Origin of the sequence: Acinetobacter rudis (genome assembly GCF_031157835.1) — a bacterium.
In the GTDB taxonomy this organism is placed as follows: Bacteria; Pseudomonadota; Gammaproteobacteria; order Pseudomonadales; family Moraxellaceae; genus Acinetobacter; species Acinetobacter rudis_A.
The window spans coordinates 250,987-266,146 of the sequence record NZ_JAVIDR010000003.1; the positions used below are offsets into that span (position 1 = coordinate 250,987).

11 protein-coding genes are annotated in these 15,160 nt (G+C 37.6%); 6 read left to right on the plus strand and 5 right to left on the minus strand.

Annotation, left to right across the window (positions count from 1 at the left end):
* The first annotated feature begins 64 nt into the window (after positions 1-64).
* The gene (locus tag RFH42_RS05125) at positions 65-1,459 is read left to right on the plus strand and encodes an aminotransferase-like domain-containing protein (RefSeq protein ID WP_308974510.1); all 1,395 of its coding nucleotides are present in this window, start codon (positions 65-67) and stop codon (positions 1,457-1,459) included.
* 150 nt (positions 1,460-1,609) lie between these two features.
* Positions 1,610-2,494 (plus strand): aromatic amino acid DMT transporter YddG, encoded by an 885-nt coding sequence (gene yddG, locus RFH42_RS05130; protein WP_308974511.1) that lies wholly within the window; start codon positions 1,610-1,612, stop codon positions 2,492-2,494.
* Between the two features lie 99 nt (positions 2,495-2,593).
* Here the strand turns inward: yddG and RFH42_RS05135 are convergent, their stop codons facing one another.
* Together RFH42_RS05135 and RFH42_RS05140 are read right to left on the minus strand one after the other, a co-directional pair.
* Complete coding sequence (locus RFH42_RS05135; RefSeq protein ID WP_308974512.1) at positions 2,594-4,435, minus strand: glycerophosphodiester phosphodiesterase; 1,842 nt, start codon at positions 4,433-4,435, stop codon at positions 2,594-2,596.
* A 279-nt stretch (positions 4,436-4,714) separates the two neighbouring features.
* Positions 4,715-7,144, minus strand: coding sequence for a glycerophosphodiester phosphodiesterase family protein (locus RFH42_RS05140; RefSeq protein ID WP_308974513.1), 2,430 nt, complete (start codon positions 7,142-7,144; stop codon positions 4,715-4,717).
* Positions 7,145-7,497: 353 nt separating this feature from the next.
* Between RFH42_RS05140 and RFH42_RS05145 the strand changes: the two genes are divergently transcribed.
* From RFH42_RS05145 to RFH42_RS05160, 4 genes are all read left to right on the plus strand, one after another.
* The gene (locus tag RFH42_RS05145; RefSeq protein ID WP_308974514.1) at positions 7,498-8,007 is read left to right on the plus strand and encodes a sigma-70 family RNA polymerase sigma factor; all 510 of its coding nucleotides are present in this window, start codon (positions 7,498-7,500) and stop codon (positions 8,005-8,007) included.
* 37 nt (positions 8,008-8,044) lie between these two features.
* On the plus strand, positions 8,045-9,013 hold the full coding sequence (locus RFH42_RS05150) for a FecR domain-containing protein (RefSeq protein ID WP_308974515.1): 969 nt from the start codon (positions 8,045-8,047) through the stop codon (positions 9,011-9,013).
* A gap of 174 nt (positions 9,014-9,187) precedes the next feature.
* Entirely contained in the window at positions 9,188-9,355 is a 168-nt protein-coding gene (locus tag RFH42_RS05155; RefSeq protein ID WP_308974516.1) for a hypothetical protein, read from the plus strand.
* A 170-nt stretch (positions 9,356-9,525) separates the two neighbouring features.
* Positions 9,526-10,188, plus strand: coding sequence for an epoxyqueuosine reductase QueH (locus RFH42_RS05160; protein ID WP_308974517.1), 663 nt, complete (start codon positions 9,526-9,528; stop codon positions 10,186-10,188).
* A gap of 57 nt (positions 10,189-10,245) precedes the next feature.
* Here the strand turns inward: RFH42_RS05160 and RFH42_RS05165 are convergent, their stop codons facing one another.
* From RFH42_RS05165 to RFH42_RS05175, 3 genes are all read right to left on the minus strand, one after another.
* Positions 10,246-11,646 carry a methylenetetrahydrofolate reductase C-terminal domain-containing protein gene (locus RFH42_RS05165; protein WP_308974518.1) on the minus strand — a complete coding sequence of 467 codons (1,401 nt, stop codon included), beginning with the start codon at positions 11,644-11,646 and terminating at the stop codon, positions 10,246-10,248.
* 158 nt (positions 11,647-11,804) lie between these two features.
* Positions 11,805-14,021: a TonB-dependent receptor gene (locus RFH42_RS05170; protein WP_308974519.1), complete on the minus strand. Its 2,217-nt coding sequence runs from the start codon at positions 14,019-14,021 to the stop codon at positions 11,805-11,807.
* Between the two features lie 154 nt (positions 14,022-14,175).
* On the minus strand, positions 14,176-15,147 hold the full coding sequence (locus tag RFH42_RS05175; RefSeq protein ID WP_374990815.1) for a siderophore ABC transporter substrate-binding protein: 972 nt from the start codon (positions 15,145-15,147) through the stop codon (positions 14,176-14,178).
* Positions 15,148-15,160: the final 13 nt, after the last annotated feature.

A 15,160-nucleotide genomic window follows, 5' to 3' on the forward strand; every position in this document is an offset into this window, starting at 1 on the left:
CTTATATCGTTAACCTATAGACCTCAAGTCTATAGGTTTTTCTATATTTCACCGTGGATTTTCTATGTATAAATCTGAACAATTAGCCAATAGCTTAAAACGACTGATTCAAAATGGCACTTGGAAATTTCACGAAAAACTGCCGTCTTTGCGTCAACAAGCCAGCCAATCAGGTTTTAGTTTAATTACAGTGATGAATGCGTATCAGTCATTGGAGGCACAAGGTCTAATTTATTCAAAAGAAAAGTCTGGTTATTTTGTTACTGGCCCAACTGCCTCTACCACTGAGCCATTAGACCTTACTATTAATGATCATATTGAGATTAACTCAATCGTATTTAAGTATTTAAAATCTATTCAATCTGATCAAATCATCCCCTTCGGCTCAGCATTTCCAGATAGTCAATTGCTCTACTCTCCGAAGTTAATTCAGACGATGGGACAACTAGCACGGCAAAAACGTAGTTATGATCAAACCCCCAGTTTACCGCCAGGACATTTTGCCCTCAGACAATGGATTGCCCAACGCTATTGTATGCAAGGTATACAAACTGATCCATCCGATATAGTCATTACCTCTGGTGGTTTAGATGCACTTAATCTTTCTTTACAAGCATTAACTCAACCAGGCGATTATATATTGCTTCAGGCTACAATTTTCTATGGCGCATGGCAGGCAGCAGAACGTCTAGGTCTAAAAGTGATAAGTATTCCTGAACACCCCGAACATGGTCTAGATTTAGAGGCTTTTGAACAAGCTGTACAAAACTATCCAATTAAAGTGTGTTTGTTAATGCTCAATAGTCAAAATCCAATTGGCTATACGCTCAGTGATGAAAATAAATATAAATTAGCTAAATTACTGCATGATTATCAGATTCAATTAATTGAGGATGATGTTTATGAAGAATTGTACTATGGCGCAAAAAAACCATTACCCATGAAATACTTTGACCAACAAAATCTTGTTTTGCATTGTTCTTCATTTTCCAAAACACTGGGTGCAGGTTTTCGTATAGGTTGGGTACATGCGGGTAAATTTTCTGAGTCAATTCAACATTTACAATTAATGAGTACCTTATCAGTCAATTCATTTATTCAAAATGCGCTCACTGAATACTTAAGCCACCGTCACTATGAGAAACATTTAAAAACTTTACGTAGCGCTTTACAGCGTTATAAAAAGCAATTTTACCAATATCTCAAAGCACGGCTACCAAGTGATTGTAAAATTCACTACTATCCATCAGGATATTTTTTATGGATTGAGTTACCACTACATATTAATAGTCTCAGTATTTATGATCATTTAATCCAAAAAAATATTGGTATTGCCCCAAGCATATTATTTAATACGCTTGAAGACCAACAACACCACATCCGTATTAATTGTTCTTTTGAACTCAATGAACAACTTAAGGCTGCCTTAGATCAGTTCATTGAACTGGTTACTCCATAAAGATAAAGCTATATAAATATCGCATGGCATGGACGCCATAAACATCAATCCACATTCAATCTACTGCAAATATATGTGATGATTATTTTAACTCTTGCTTAATTTTATCTACTATAACGCTTTACCCATTTTAGTTGGTCATTGAAATAAATGAATTCGTATAAAGCAACATGGATTGGTATGACTGCCATTATTTTATGGAGTTTTATCGTTGCTCTGATTAAAGCAATCAGTTTCTTTTTTGGCCCTATTGCTGGGGCAGCATTAATGTATAGCTTAGCCTCAATTATTTTACTTTTTTCATTTGGCTGGACATCTTTAAAAGCATTTCCAATTCAGTACTTAATATGGGGAAGCTTACTGTTTGTTAGTTATGAAATTTGTCTTGCTCTTTCTATTGGCTATACAAAAACAAATCATCAAGCCATAGAGGTTGGTTTAGTCAATTATTTATGGCCAACAATGACCATTTTATTTGCTGTTATATTTAATCATCAAAAAGTCAATTGGCTCATTATACCAGGTCTATGTTTATCTCTTTTGGGAATTAGCTGGGTATTAGGTGGAGAGCAAGGTTTAAACCTCCAAAACATACTGCTCAATATTCAAAGCAATCCCTTAAGCTATATATTGGCTGCTTTAGGAGTATTATTTTGGGCAGCTTATTGCACCATAACGACTCGCCTTGCAGATGGTAAAAATGGGGTTACTTTGTTTTTTATTTTGGTATCAATAGCCTTATGGGTTAAATGGTATCTTTCAGGTGACTACAACCTTCACTTTGAATTAGCGGCCCTTCCTTATTTACTCTTTGCTGCTTTTGCAATGAGTATTAGTTATGGCGCTTGGAATATTGGCATTATGCATGGGAATGTCACACTTCTGGCAGCCTCTTCTTATTTTGTTCCTGTACTCTCCACACTTGTTTCAGTATTTATGCTCAATACCACGCTAAGCTTTAGTTTTTGGCAAGGTGCACTGATGGTTTGTTTCGGTGCCTTATTATGTTGGCTCTCAACTCAAAAGAAAAACTAAAACCACCCTCTTTTCAAAGAGGGTAAGCTTTATTTAAATAGAGTAGAAAATGAACAATATTTAAGCCAAGTTCTAAAGCAGTAATACTTTGACTTGAGTTCAGGGAGCCACCTGTACCGATACTTCGGCAGGCACATCACTCACCTTCACCTTAATAGGTGCTGCAAAGATCGTATAATGATGGGTAGCATCAATACTATATTGATAGCCTGGCATCACATAGGCTGTGCCTGAGCCAATATAACGGATTGAGCCCGTATCACGATAAAGCGCTTGTTGACTAGACAATAATATTAATTGATTAGCTTCAGCTAAGACCTTTTGCCCATCTTGCTGGGTGAGTTGTATTGGAAAATGAAGTGTTTCACCCACTTGTATATGGCGCTCTGTATTATCCATAGTTTGGATATTCACCATATACTTTGAAGCAAATTGAGTGTAATCCGTTGTTAATCCATTTACACCTGTTAAATAGTAATGCTTAAACACTTTTTCATCACGGAACGTCCAAGGCCAAAAACTAATCCCTCGATGTTTAGCCACTTCAAGCAAGGCAGAAGTGATATTGCCATAGCTTGAATTAAATGTAGAAGCATGTCGCTGTGTTACATCCATTAAGCTTTTCACATCTTTATGCACATCATTGGTTTTAGGCACATTACCCGTTAATAACCCTGTCGTATAACCAGGAAGCTGATATTTCATACGTTTAATTTGCGCAGTATTAAACGATATAGCAACCACTTGATCCTCTATAGAATATTGTTCAATTTCTTTTTTTAATTCAGTAATCAGTTCAGGGTGACCACTTTTAATTTCAACAAAGTGCACCATATCTTTGTTGTCTCTAAAGGTTTGAAAATATTCAGCTAATGTGGGTACTTTATGTCCTCGATGTGTAGATAGCTGCTTCACTTCAGCCAAAGTCATTTGCTCAATATATCCTTTGCCATTGGTGGTTCGATCAACCATTGGATCATGCATAATGACTAAATGTTTATCTTTCGTTATATAAATATCGTTTTCTACAATATCAGCACCCAAAGCAACCGCTTTTTTTGCACTTTCTAATGTATTTTCATCTTCTAGACTAGGCACACCACGATGACCAATAATTAATGGTTTACGTAATAAGGTTGGTTTTGGCATTGTGCTTAATATATCCATATATGGATAGCTATTACTTGTAATAATGCCATTGAGTCCTGAAACTAAAGTACGTCCTGCTGCTGCAAAGTCCTGCCCTGTACTTTCCCCCCAAACCGTTAATAAGCGTTGTTGTAAAAAAGAGACATTATCTTTATTAATCATGTAGGATGGCAAAATAACAATTCGAGAATAGGCTGCATTGGTACGGTGCAAGATATCTGCCAAATCTTTGCGCTTACTTCCCAATTTTTTAGCCTGACTCAAGTCCAATACAGTACGGCTACTGGGTAACATGACATGAATTTTACGCAACAGCTGTTCATCATTTGATCTTAAACTTATATCTGAAAGATCAATCTGATTTGCAATCTGAACCAAAGCATTTAACGTCGCTTCATTTTGAATCGCTAATAAAGGAAGCGTACGACGGGAAGGATCATTAAGGAATTGCTGTAATGTTCCATGTTTTTTCCCCTGTTGATCCAAAAGGTTGAGTTTTGCATCCAAGCGAAAAGCCCATTGATTAGCACGATCCATCTCTAAATCGCTCTTTGCTGTCACAATTTGGATAATGCTTGGTGCTAACGCAACAGAAGTACTCTCATTTTGTACTGTAACAACAGGATTATCTGAAACATATTGTTTTCTCTCAATATGTGTCCCAGAAAGTTCTTCTACATAGTTGGGCAATGCCAATTTTGGTGTTTTACTATAACTATCGTGACAAGCACTTAAACCCAAAAGTGTTGTCAATGAGAGTGTTAAAATTGAAATTTTGCTATCAAAAATCATGTTCTAATTTTAAACCACTCTGTATCATTAATCTTAAATTTAACAAAATGTAGCTTTTGCTACTGATGTCATATTTAAAAATATACCTAAGAAAAACGGGCAAAACTAGAAAAATAACAATATTAATTGATAAAAATCTTTAGTAATAATCAAGATAATTAAAAATTTTGATTCGATGATTTAAACACTCTGCTTTTGCAAACAGAGTGCTTTTAACTTTATTGTAATTTTAACCAATTGATATATCAGTTAAATTTGAAATTAAAAAATGTAAGCAATTTAAGGTGCTGTCACAGTAATTTTCACAGGTTGTGTGAATATAGTATATGCATACTGACCATCAATACTGTACTTATAACCAGGGATCACATAAGCAGTCCCAGCGCTCTTATAGCTCAGCGTACCACTATTACGATGCTGAGCCTGTTGAGCGGAAAGGACGATTAATTGGTTTGCATTTACTTGGCGTTGTTGACCATTTTGTGTGATCAGCGTTGTAGGGAAGTTTAAGTGATCTCCTACTTTTACTTGCGCTGTGGTCGCGGTCTTTAAGTCCACCACATAATCACTGGCAAACTGGCTATAATCGGTGGTTAAGCCATTTATTCCAGCCACATAATGTCGCTTAAAGCTATCAGCATCACGATAAGTCCACGGCCAAAAAGTAATCCCTCGATGTTTTGCAGCTTCGAGCAGTGACGGCTGTAGATTGCCAAAACTTGGATTAAAAGTTGAAGCATAACTCTGTGTCACACCCATTAGTTTTTTTACATCTTTGAGTACATTATCTGTTTTGGGCACATTACCAGTTAAAAACCCGGTTGAATATTCAGGTAAAATATTCTTCATACGCTTTATTTGTGCTGTATCAAAAGATATGGTGACCACTTGATCTTGAATACCATATTCTTCAATTTCTTTTTTCAATTGTGGAACAATTTTTTCATTTCCACTTTTGAGCTCAATGAAATGTACAATTTTTTTATTATTTTTAAATGCCTTAAAATACTCAGCCATAGTAGGTACAGCATAACCTTTAACTTGAGTTTTTAACTGTTTTACCTCAGCCAAGGTCATATCTTCAATCAGCCCCTTACCATTGGTGGTTCGATCCACTGTAGCATCATGCATAATGACCAAGTGATTATCTTTGGTAATATAGATATCATTTTCAACAGCATCAGCACCCAATTCAACCGCTCTTTTGGCTCCCTCTAAAGTATTTTCGTCTTCCAAACTTGGTACACCTCGATGCCCTACAACTAAAGGCTTACGTAACAGTGTTGCATAAGGCATCGCAGCTAATATGTTGTTATATAAAACACTATGCTCAGTTAATATACCATTTAAGCCAGAAACCAGTATTTGGCCCGCAGCTTGCATCGAGTTGGCCTGACTTTGTCCCCATACGGTCAACAAACGCTGTTGTAGATAGGCAACATTCGCCTTATTAATCAAGTGCTCAGGTAATATTACAATTCGTGCAAATGAACGGTTGGTCTTAAATACTATAGACTGTAAATCTTCACGACGACTCCCCCATTGACTCGCTTGACTTAAATCTAGCACTGTACGTGCATTGGGTACTAAGCCATGTGCTTTACGTAATAAATCTTCATTGTCAGAATATAAACTAATATCAGTTAAATCAGACTGTTCAGAAATTGCAGCTAATGCGTTCAGTGTAGCTTCATCTTTAATCGCCAATAACGGAATAACACGGCGCTGCGTATCAGATAAAAACTGCTGTAAACGTCCATGTTTTTGACCATTTTGGTCGAGCAAATTTAACTCAGCATCCAATGTAAATGCCCACTGGCTTGCGCGATCTGTATATAAATTCGTGCTATTACTTACACGTTGAATAATCGTAGGTGCAACAGAAACCTGAGTTGCAGCATCTTGTACATTCACCGCAGCATTTTGCAAACTTGGTAATTTTTCTAATTGTTCTGTCACCTTAATTCGGTCAACACGCATTTCCAATCCAGCCGTGGATAGACCAATACCACCTTGTCGCTGCTGCGTTGACATTTCTGCATCATGCAACAAAGCACCGTTTAAATATTGACGTACTCGATTACCTTGTACGATGACTGTGGCGGTATAGGTTCGATTTGGATCTATATTTTCAGTGTATGCGGCTGTTTCCATTACATTCCACTGATTATTTTCACGCAGAGCAAACTCAGTACCATTACTTGCTGTAGCAGCAGAGCGAATGGCAAATTGGTAATATGGATTTGGTGTGTTATTTGCTTGAGCAGCATTGGCACGATAAATGATGCTGCCCCAACGGCTACTGTTGTTGGCATTTAAGTAGGTAAACTCTACATCAACACGATAATCAGTATATTGTTGAGTTTTTTCTGGCAACATTACTGTTGTCATCTGAGTACTATGATTACGACCATCAATATATAAATGACCATCACGTACTTGCACTGTTCCAGGATTATTATCTATGACTTTCCAATCCGCAGGCAATGCTGATAAATTTTTAAAATCTTCAGAAAACAATAGCTTTGCTTGAGGTATTACTTCATCTTCAGGAACTGCCTCACCTGTTTCAGTTTCACCAGTACCTGCCCCATCACCAGGTTTGCTCGGAATTTCTGTCTGATGTTCATTTTGATCACTATCGCTATTATTACAGGCGCTTAGTGCTAAAATACTGAAAATTGAAAGTGCTAAAATTGAATATTTCATAAACGTGATCTTAAGCTTAACTTGAAAGACCCTACACTGTAGATTGAAGCTATTTCATTCATATTGAATAATTTTTACAGTATTTTGACTAATCGTAATACCGTGATATTGCTCTCATTTTATAAACATTAAATAAATTCAGTTAAAAATACATAAGGCCTTAATCTTGTAATCATTACATAGAACACTGCTATCCCCTCAATCACTATTTTAAAATCCCTAAAACGATTCAAATGCTGGGTTAACATTTTTATTGTTTTTGCTAGTAATTCTCATTATTATTACCATTAAATAAATACTGCTACACCCCACCAGTAAATATCTACATATTTATTGGCCTAAAAGGCCCCATTATGGATGTAATACTTGAAAAACAACTTTGGTTCAACAAAGTCTATAAAACCCACCAAAGTATTCTTCTTTCTTGGTTTAAACATAAATTACAGCATCATCACCAATCTGAAGACTTGAGCCAAGAAGTGTTTTATCGTGCGCTAAGAAGCCAATACAATTTTCTTGATATCAAAGAACCACAGGCTTGGTTAATGGGGATTGCAAAACATGTCATTATTGATCACTGGCGTCATCAACATGTTGAGCGCCTTTATCTAGATGCCCTGAGTCAAATGCCAGAACAATATGCACCTTCTGCTGAAGATGAAATTTGTATTCGTGAAACCCTCTACCACGTTCAATTGGTACTAGAGCGCATTCCAACTCGTGCTGCACAGGTCTTTTTAATGTCTCAACTTGATGGTCAAAATTATCGTCAAATTGCAGAACATTTACACATATCTGAAGCTACGGTAAAACGTGATATGAAACTGGCTTTTTTAGCTTGTCTTCGCGTCTATCATATCTAAAACTTTTACCATTCCCCCAAACTGAGCTACGATTCAAATGAAGATTGATAACTCTCTGCCCCTTTCAGAAGATATTATCAATCAAGCATGTGATTGGTTAGTTATTTTGCATTCGGGTGAGGCAAGCCCTGAACAGCTGCAACAATTTAAACAGTGGCAAGCACAAGATCCACGTCACGATCAGGCCATTGCTCAATTTAATCAACTCAGTTTGGGTCTTACGCAACTACCACCGCCACTACAACAGAAACAGCTTATTAAAACGCATCACCATTTGGAGCGTAAACTTAAACAATATTCACTCTATGGTTTGCTTATTATTTGCGGCTTGGCAATATCTTCTCAACTACCTTGGGCAAACTGGCGAGCAGACCAACATAGTGCCCTAGGTGAAGTCAAAGGTATTCGTCTTGAGGATGGGACTCAACTTGTTCTAGCAAGTGATACTTATATCAATATTCATTATGATCAAAGCAAACGCCAAATCGAATTATTACAAGGTGAAATCTATATTGAAACAGCGAAAGACCCACAGCATCGCCCCTTTAAGGTCAAAACGAGTGAAGGTCAAATTGAAGCTTTGGGTACACGTTTTAACATTCGTCAACAACAACAAAACTCACAGGTTGATGTGTATCAAGATGCTGTTGCAGTGTATCCAAAAGCCTTTTCACAGCGCTATGTGATTGAACAAGGGCAAAGTAGCAACTTCACTACACAACAGGTCAAAACCTCACCCAATACTCAGCTACAACAACCTTTTTGGACTCAACACATACTATGGGTTGAAAATCGGCCTTTAAAAGAAGTTATTGCTGAGCTCTACCGTTACCGTTCAGGACAATATATTCTCGCTGATGATATTAAAGATATTAAAATTTCAGGTGTTTTCTCTTTAAAAAACACCCAACAAAGCCTTGAAGCAATAGCCTCTAGTCACCAATTGAAACTTGACTTTTATAGTGACTATTTACTGCATATCAATAAATCTACAACAGTCAAATGAAATCCCGCAATGTGTATAGCTCGACCACATCACAACATGCATTAAGCAGAAGACTATAACAGATGAATTTAGTCGGATTTATCTGTTATAGTTTTTTTCTTATTTTTTGTATCTACACTTAAGTTCTTGATAAGTAGATAATACTAAGATCAGTGATATTAAAGAGCATTCATCATGAACAACAGCGAACCACAAGAGCAAAAAAAATCCGCCAAATATGCAGACAGCTCAATCTCAGATAAGGCATTTAAACGTGCAATTATTTGGTTCTGTATCTATTGCACTTTGTTTATTGTTGGTGTGATCTTTATGGTTAATGCTGATGGTCTCTCTATGGGCTAGTAATCTCGCTATTGAGTCTAAGGTCAGTCTTCATACTGACCCTTTGAATCTTTGCATAGGGATAAGCTGAATTTAGATCAACTTAAGTTTAGAATTTTTCATCAAAATCATCGGCTTTATACCGTAAATCGCGATTAGACTATAGGGTCTAAAGGTATTACTGTAGTCCAATGTCAAAACTTGAGCGCCAAAAACTTTCTCTGCCGTCTGGTCACAATAAACTATTATTACATTCTTGCTGTGCGCCCTGCTCAGGTGAAGTTATGGAAACCCTGATGGAATCAGGTATTGAATATTCTATTTTTTTCTACAACCCTAATATTCATCCAGTTAAAGAGTACCTTATTCGTAAAGAAGAAAATATTCGTTTTGCTCAAAAGCATAATATTGAATTTATTGATGCCGATTATGATACGGAAAATTGGTTTGCACGTGCGAAAGGCATGGAAAATGAACCAGAAAAAGGAATTCGATGCACTATGTGTTTCGATATGCGTTTTGAACGTACAGCGCTGTATGCCAGCGAGCATGGTTTTAGCTTAATTAGTAGCTCTTTAGGTATTTCACGTTGGAAAAATATGCAGCAAATCAATGACTGTGGTCATCGTGCTGCCGCACATTATACAGGTATACAGTACTGGGATTATAACTGGCGTAAAAATGGTGGTGCGGTACGTATGCTGGAAATTAGTAAAAATGAAGAATTTTACCAACAGGAATATTGTGGCTGTGTATATTCACTACGTGATACTAACCGTTGGCGTATGAAAAATGGTCGTGACCGTATTCAGCTTGGGGTAAAGTTTTATAGCAATGCAATGGATGAAGAATAATCTAATTCTGCCAAAATCAGGGCGCTTTATAGACTCATCAATATTTGCAGAGGGCGATTAATGATGAGGCTCATCCTGCAAATACCAGTTTTTCCAAGAGCTACTACCACGCACTTCAACTGGCACAGCTTCAATTAACTGTGCTTTTAATACATCTGTCTGCTGTACTGCCTTGGCTAAACGAGCTTTGACTGAATGTATACATTCACGATCACCAAACTCACAACGATCTAAAGATGTACCACCACAAGGCCCATTAGCCAAACCTTTGGGGCAAGTTTCGGGGCAAATATATAATGTATCTGCTAAACGGCATTGCCCACAGTTATCACACCCAACCACACTATGCTTACTAAGTAATTCTGTTTTTAATAATGCCTTAGCAGCAGGTTTTTTATTCCAAAAACCTCGATTAAAAATCATATGGCCAATACCACGACCCAATTTGGAGTTAAAAACAGTATCATGCATAAGATGTAATTGTTGATACTTTACAATTTGCCCTAAACTGACTTGCTGCGCATATTGTTGAACAATTGGCCGAAAACGCTCACCCGCCTGATCTTGCCATAATGTATGCCACATCTGCTGGCAGGAGGCTAAATCTAAATTGCGGTATTGTTCGATATAACTTTGTAATAGTTGCTGTTCTTCCGGTTTATGACAAGCTGACAAGTGTACACCAGCAAAGCCCAAATGCTGACAAATCAATATCTGTAGAGCACAACGTGCATAAACTCGTTCACTTAATCCAGCGGCTTTTTCTTGTTCTAAGAGCTTAATCATCTGTGGGGTAATTACAATACCAGCGACTTGTTGTTGCAACATAAACTTAGCACGTGCCAAACTCAGTGGCATTACACAAGCCAATAGTTTTTGTGAATAACAATGCTGCTGCAAAAAAGTCTGTAATTGTTGTAATGCTGCCATATCATAGCCTAGCTGACTAATAATAAAGTCTGCACCAGCCTTAATTTTCTTATGTAACTTAAAATACTGAGCATCTATCTCTGCTTCAGTATATTTAAAAGGATTAAATGCAACGCCAATACAAAAACCACCGTGTTGTTTTGCAGCCATCACGGCATTGACCGATTCTAAATAACGTGTTCGAGGAATGCCGCCCCCACCATCCTGATGCTGTTTGAGTTTATCACCAGTCAATAATAATAAATTGCGTAAAGACTGTGCCTCTGCTTGATGTAGAAATTGCTTAAACTCTGCAATATCACGCCCTTTACCAGCAAAATGTAGCAGTTTATCTATTTCATCTGGATAGCCTTTTACGGCATCTAAGGGTGCAAGATCATTATCGGTATGAACTCGATCGGCTAAAGTCATCACACTCGGAAAACCTGCAAAAGATGTAGTTACAGGATAGGTTTCTTTCAGTGATGTCAAATACTCAATCAACACACAAAATTGATTTTGAGCAAAAAATTGTGATAATTGCGACATAGATCAGCGCGAAACCCAAGGGTTTTAAGGAGGATAACGCGCTATTGTACCTAAATCACATTTAATAAAAAACCAGCTATTTTTACAACTGGTCTATTATTACATCGTATCAACGAGTTGATTTCACTTTCAAAGCAATTAAAATCGGTGAGTTTAATTTAAAAATCAAATGATGCCGATAACATATAAGTTCTTGGCGCGCCTAAAGCTAAATTTGATAATTGTGGCATTCCCCAATAGGCTTTGTTCGTCAGATTATGAATACTTGCACGCAGTGTCACAGGTAATTTACCTGCATCTAAATGATAACGTGCACCCACATCATAAACTGTATGACCTGATGCATAGAGGCTGTTTTCTTGATTGAGATACTGCTTAGAAACTGCCGTCATATTGGCAGTCAAGGTTAAATTTGGAACCAGTACTGTATCCCATTCTAAACCTAACTTGGCTTGGTTTTTAGCAAAACCAGTTGGCACATTACCTTGGTTAATACCAGCTTTCGTCTTGCTTAATTCTGGATCAAGTAGGGTTACTCCGCCCAAGACACGAACATCATGTAAAATATTACCAGCAAAAGACCACTCTACTCCTCGATTGCGCTGTTCACCATCAGATTTATAGTAGTTATCACTGTCTAAATAGAGATTCGGCTGGGTAATTTCAAATACAGATAAACTATGTTGGAAACGATCATATTCTAATTTGAGCCCTACCTCTTTTTGCTTAGTTTTTTGTGGTGCAAAAACTGTATCTGAGTTAAAAGCTGTTGCTGGTGCTTGTCCACCTTTAGATAGACCCTCAATATAATTTACATATATCGACATATAATCTGTAACTTTAAACACAATTGCAGCACCAGGAGTTATCGCACTCTGATCATAATTTTTTGCTGTGGTCGATGCAGTCTTCACCCGTTGATGACGTAATCCTAAAGTCAATTGTAAACGATCTTCCAAGGTCGATAGCGTATCTGCAATACCATAACTCCGTGTCTCTAGACTTGAACTAAACAAATATGGCAAATTCAATTCTGCTGGTTTACCCCACACAGGGTGATAGATATTTGTGGTGTTTCCTGCACCATGCACCACACGTTGACCATAATCATTTTGATCGTGTTGGTAGTAAGTTGCATTCATTACCCACTGATGAGCAATCTGCCCTGTATTGAATGTACCCTTTAAACCCACATCTGCCGATGTCTTTGCTAAATCAAAAGCCAATTGACCAATCGTATTGTCCAGCGTTCCCTTGTTATCTGTTACAGTAGAGAGCATTGTACCGTTATATTGATAGTCGGTTTTACTCTGGCCATATGCTGCATATATCATAAACTGATCATTTACGTCATATTCAGCACGTAACATGGCTCCTTTATCTTTACTGCGTACAAATGACCAATCAGGGTTAAGTAAAGTAGTCGGTTTAGGTGGCTTAGGTACAGTAATACCTGTAGCCAAATTAATTCCACGAGTCACACCATCTATGCGATCTTCGGCTGTATACAAATCAGCTGAAATACGCGCACGCTCACCACGCCAATCTAAGCCTAAAGATAAAAGCTCAGTCTTTTTCTCCTGATCATCAACAGCCCCTTGACCATCACGATAAACGCCATTCAAACGTACACCAAAAGCATTATTCTCACCAAAGCGTCTAGAAACATCAATATGCCCACCAAATTGTGAATCTGACATATAACTAGCGGTAAAACGATTCAGTGGCTGATCTCCAGCACGTTTGGTTTTTAAATCGACAGTACCTCCTATTGAACCCGCAGGTGGCATTCCATTTAGTAAAGCCGATGGGCCTTTCAAAACCGTAATCTGTTCAAACATTTCAGGTGAAGTTCGATAAAAAGGACTGATACCAAACATGCCATTCATAGACATATCACCCGAACTGGATGCAAAACCACGAATATAATAATTTTCTGACCAAGCACCAGTTACACCATTACTAAAAACCGATGCATCTGTTGCAGCAATAACATCAGTAATCTCTTGAGCTTGACGATCAGCAATATATTTATCGGTATAGGCTTGAGTTTGAAAAGGTGTTTCACCATATTTTTTCTCTCCCAAAAAGCCTACATGACTGGTATTTGCCAACTGTCCTGCTAGTGGCTGTGCAGACTCCGCCTTTAAAATGATGGTTGGGAGTATAACTCGGTCTTGCTCCCCTCCATTGCTTGGTATAGTCACTATATCTGCATCAACTGGGTTTTGAGCAAATACAACTGAAATAGGTAAATACAACCCTAAACTTATCAGCAGTTGTGCAGCACCTAAACGACTTAACTTAAAGCCTTTTCCTGCTGATTTTTGCAGTGTTAGCTGCACTTGGTTTAAACAATTTTGACGATATTGCATCACGAAATTCCATTCCTTTAGGCACAGCTTTGCCCAGCATGCGATTTGTAAAAACAAAGCATGTGCGTATTTAATTCAATAAATTTATGTTTTTGGCTGGATTAGATCTGGCTATAAACGAACGATATTACAGATAATGAAAAGTTCAATTAATTCATTGCTGATACCCCTTCATGACATCGTCAATAATAATATGCATCGAGGTTGGGCTTGCTGCTGTCGTGTACCATGCATCGGCATCAACAAAAACCACTTTGCCACTTTTCCAAGCCTTCGTTTGACGAAGCAATGGATTACTTACTTGTTCTGCATTAATTGTGGCACGGCGCTCCATCACAGCAGTGCGATCAACAATAAATAAAATATCTGGATCAGCCTGTTGAATAAACTCACTAGTAATTGGCTGGCCATGCAAACTCGTATCAACTGCTGTACTTGCAGGCTTGACCCCAAATGAATTAAAAATAAAGCCATAACGTGACTGCACACCAAAATGACTAAAAGCACCATTATTATGTAACACCACTAATGCTTTCTCGCTTCGATTGGCTGTCATCTGTTGTACTTGACTGATTTTTTTATCCAATAGCGCTACCATTTCAACAGCACGTTGTTTACGATCAAAAATTGCTCCCAAACTAAGAAGGTGAGCCTTAATCATTTCAATATGATGTTGCTGACTATTATTAAAATTAATGTCGTAATGCACTGTTGGAGCTATTTCAGATAGGGTCTGATACTGATTTGCCTGTAAGGGGGTAATAAGTAGTAAATCTGGTTTAAGCGCATAAATACGTTCCATATTTGGCTGCACAATTGCACCTAAATCAATCACCGTAGCATCGTTTTTATACTGTGTTAAAAAATGAGGGACATAATCCTTTGGCATCCCTGCAATTTTCACTCCAAGTTGATCTAAAAAATCAGCCTCATTCATATCCAAAACTGCAACTCGCTGTGGACGTTGTTGAATAATCGTTGTGCCAAGTTGATGCTGAATTTTGACTGGCTGAGCCCATTGTTGTATCGCTTGTTGCTGTACTGCTGGTTGCTTTTCACACCCTAGCAACATCACAGTTGAAAGCGTAGTCATGACCCCGACTAGAAATTTAAGTTTCCTGTTCATTGCACTCTCTTTT

Coding starts and splice junctions, on each gene's coding strand:
- RFH42_RS05125 (WP_308974510.1), top strand. CDS start 65: ATGTATAAATCTGAACAATTAGCCAATAGCTTAAAACGACTGATTCAA.
- yddG (WP_308974511.1), top strand. CDS start 1,610: ATGAATTCGTATAAAGCAACATGGATTGGTATGACTGCCATTATTTTA.
- RFH42_RS05135 (WP_308974512.1), bottom strand. CDS start 4,435: ATGATTTTTGATAGCAAAATTTCAATTTTAACACTCTCATTGACAACA.
- RFH42_RS05140 (WP_308974513.1), bottom strand. CDS start 7,144: ATGAAATATTCAATTTTAGCACTTTCAATTTTCAGTATTTTAGCACTA.
- RFH42_RS05145 (WP_308974514.1), top strand. CDS start 7,498: ATGGATGTAATACTTGAAAAACAACTTTGGTTCAACAAAGTCTATAAA.
- RFH42_RS05150 (WP_308974515.1), top strand. CDS start 8,045: ATGAAGATTGATAACTCTCTGCCCCTTTCAGAAGATATTATCAATCAA.
- RFH42_RS05155 (WP_308974516.1), top strand. CDS start 9,188: ATGAACAACAGCGAACCACAAGAGCAAAAAAAATCCGCCAAATATGCA.
- RFH42_RS05160 (WP_308974517.1), top strand. CDS start 9,526: ATGTCAAAACTTGAGCGCCAAAAACTTTCTCTGCCGTCTGGTCACAAT.
- RFH42_RS05165 (WP_308974518.1), bottom strand. CDS start 11,646: ATGTCGCAATTATCACAATTTTTTGCTCAAAATCAATTTTGTGTGTTG.
- RFH42_RS05170 (WP_308974519.1), bottom strand. CDS start 14,021: ATGCAATATCGTCAAAATTGTTTAAACCAAGTGCAGCTAACACTGCAA.
- RFH42_RS05175 (WP_374990815.1), bottom strand. CDS start 15,147: ATGAACAGGAAACTTAAATTTCTAGTCGGGGTCATGACTACGCTTTCA.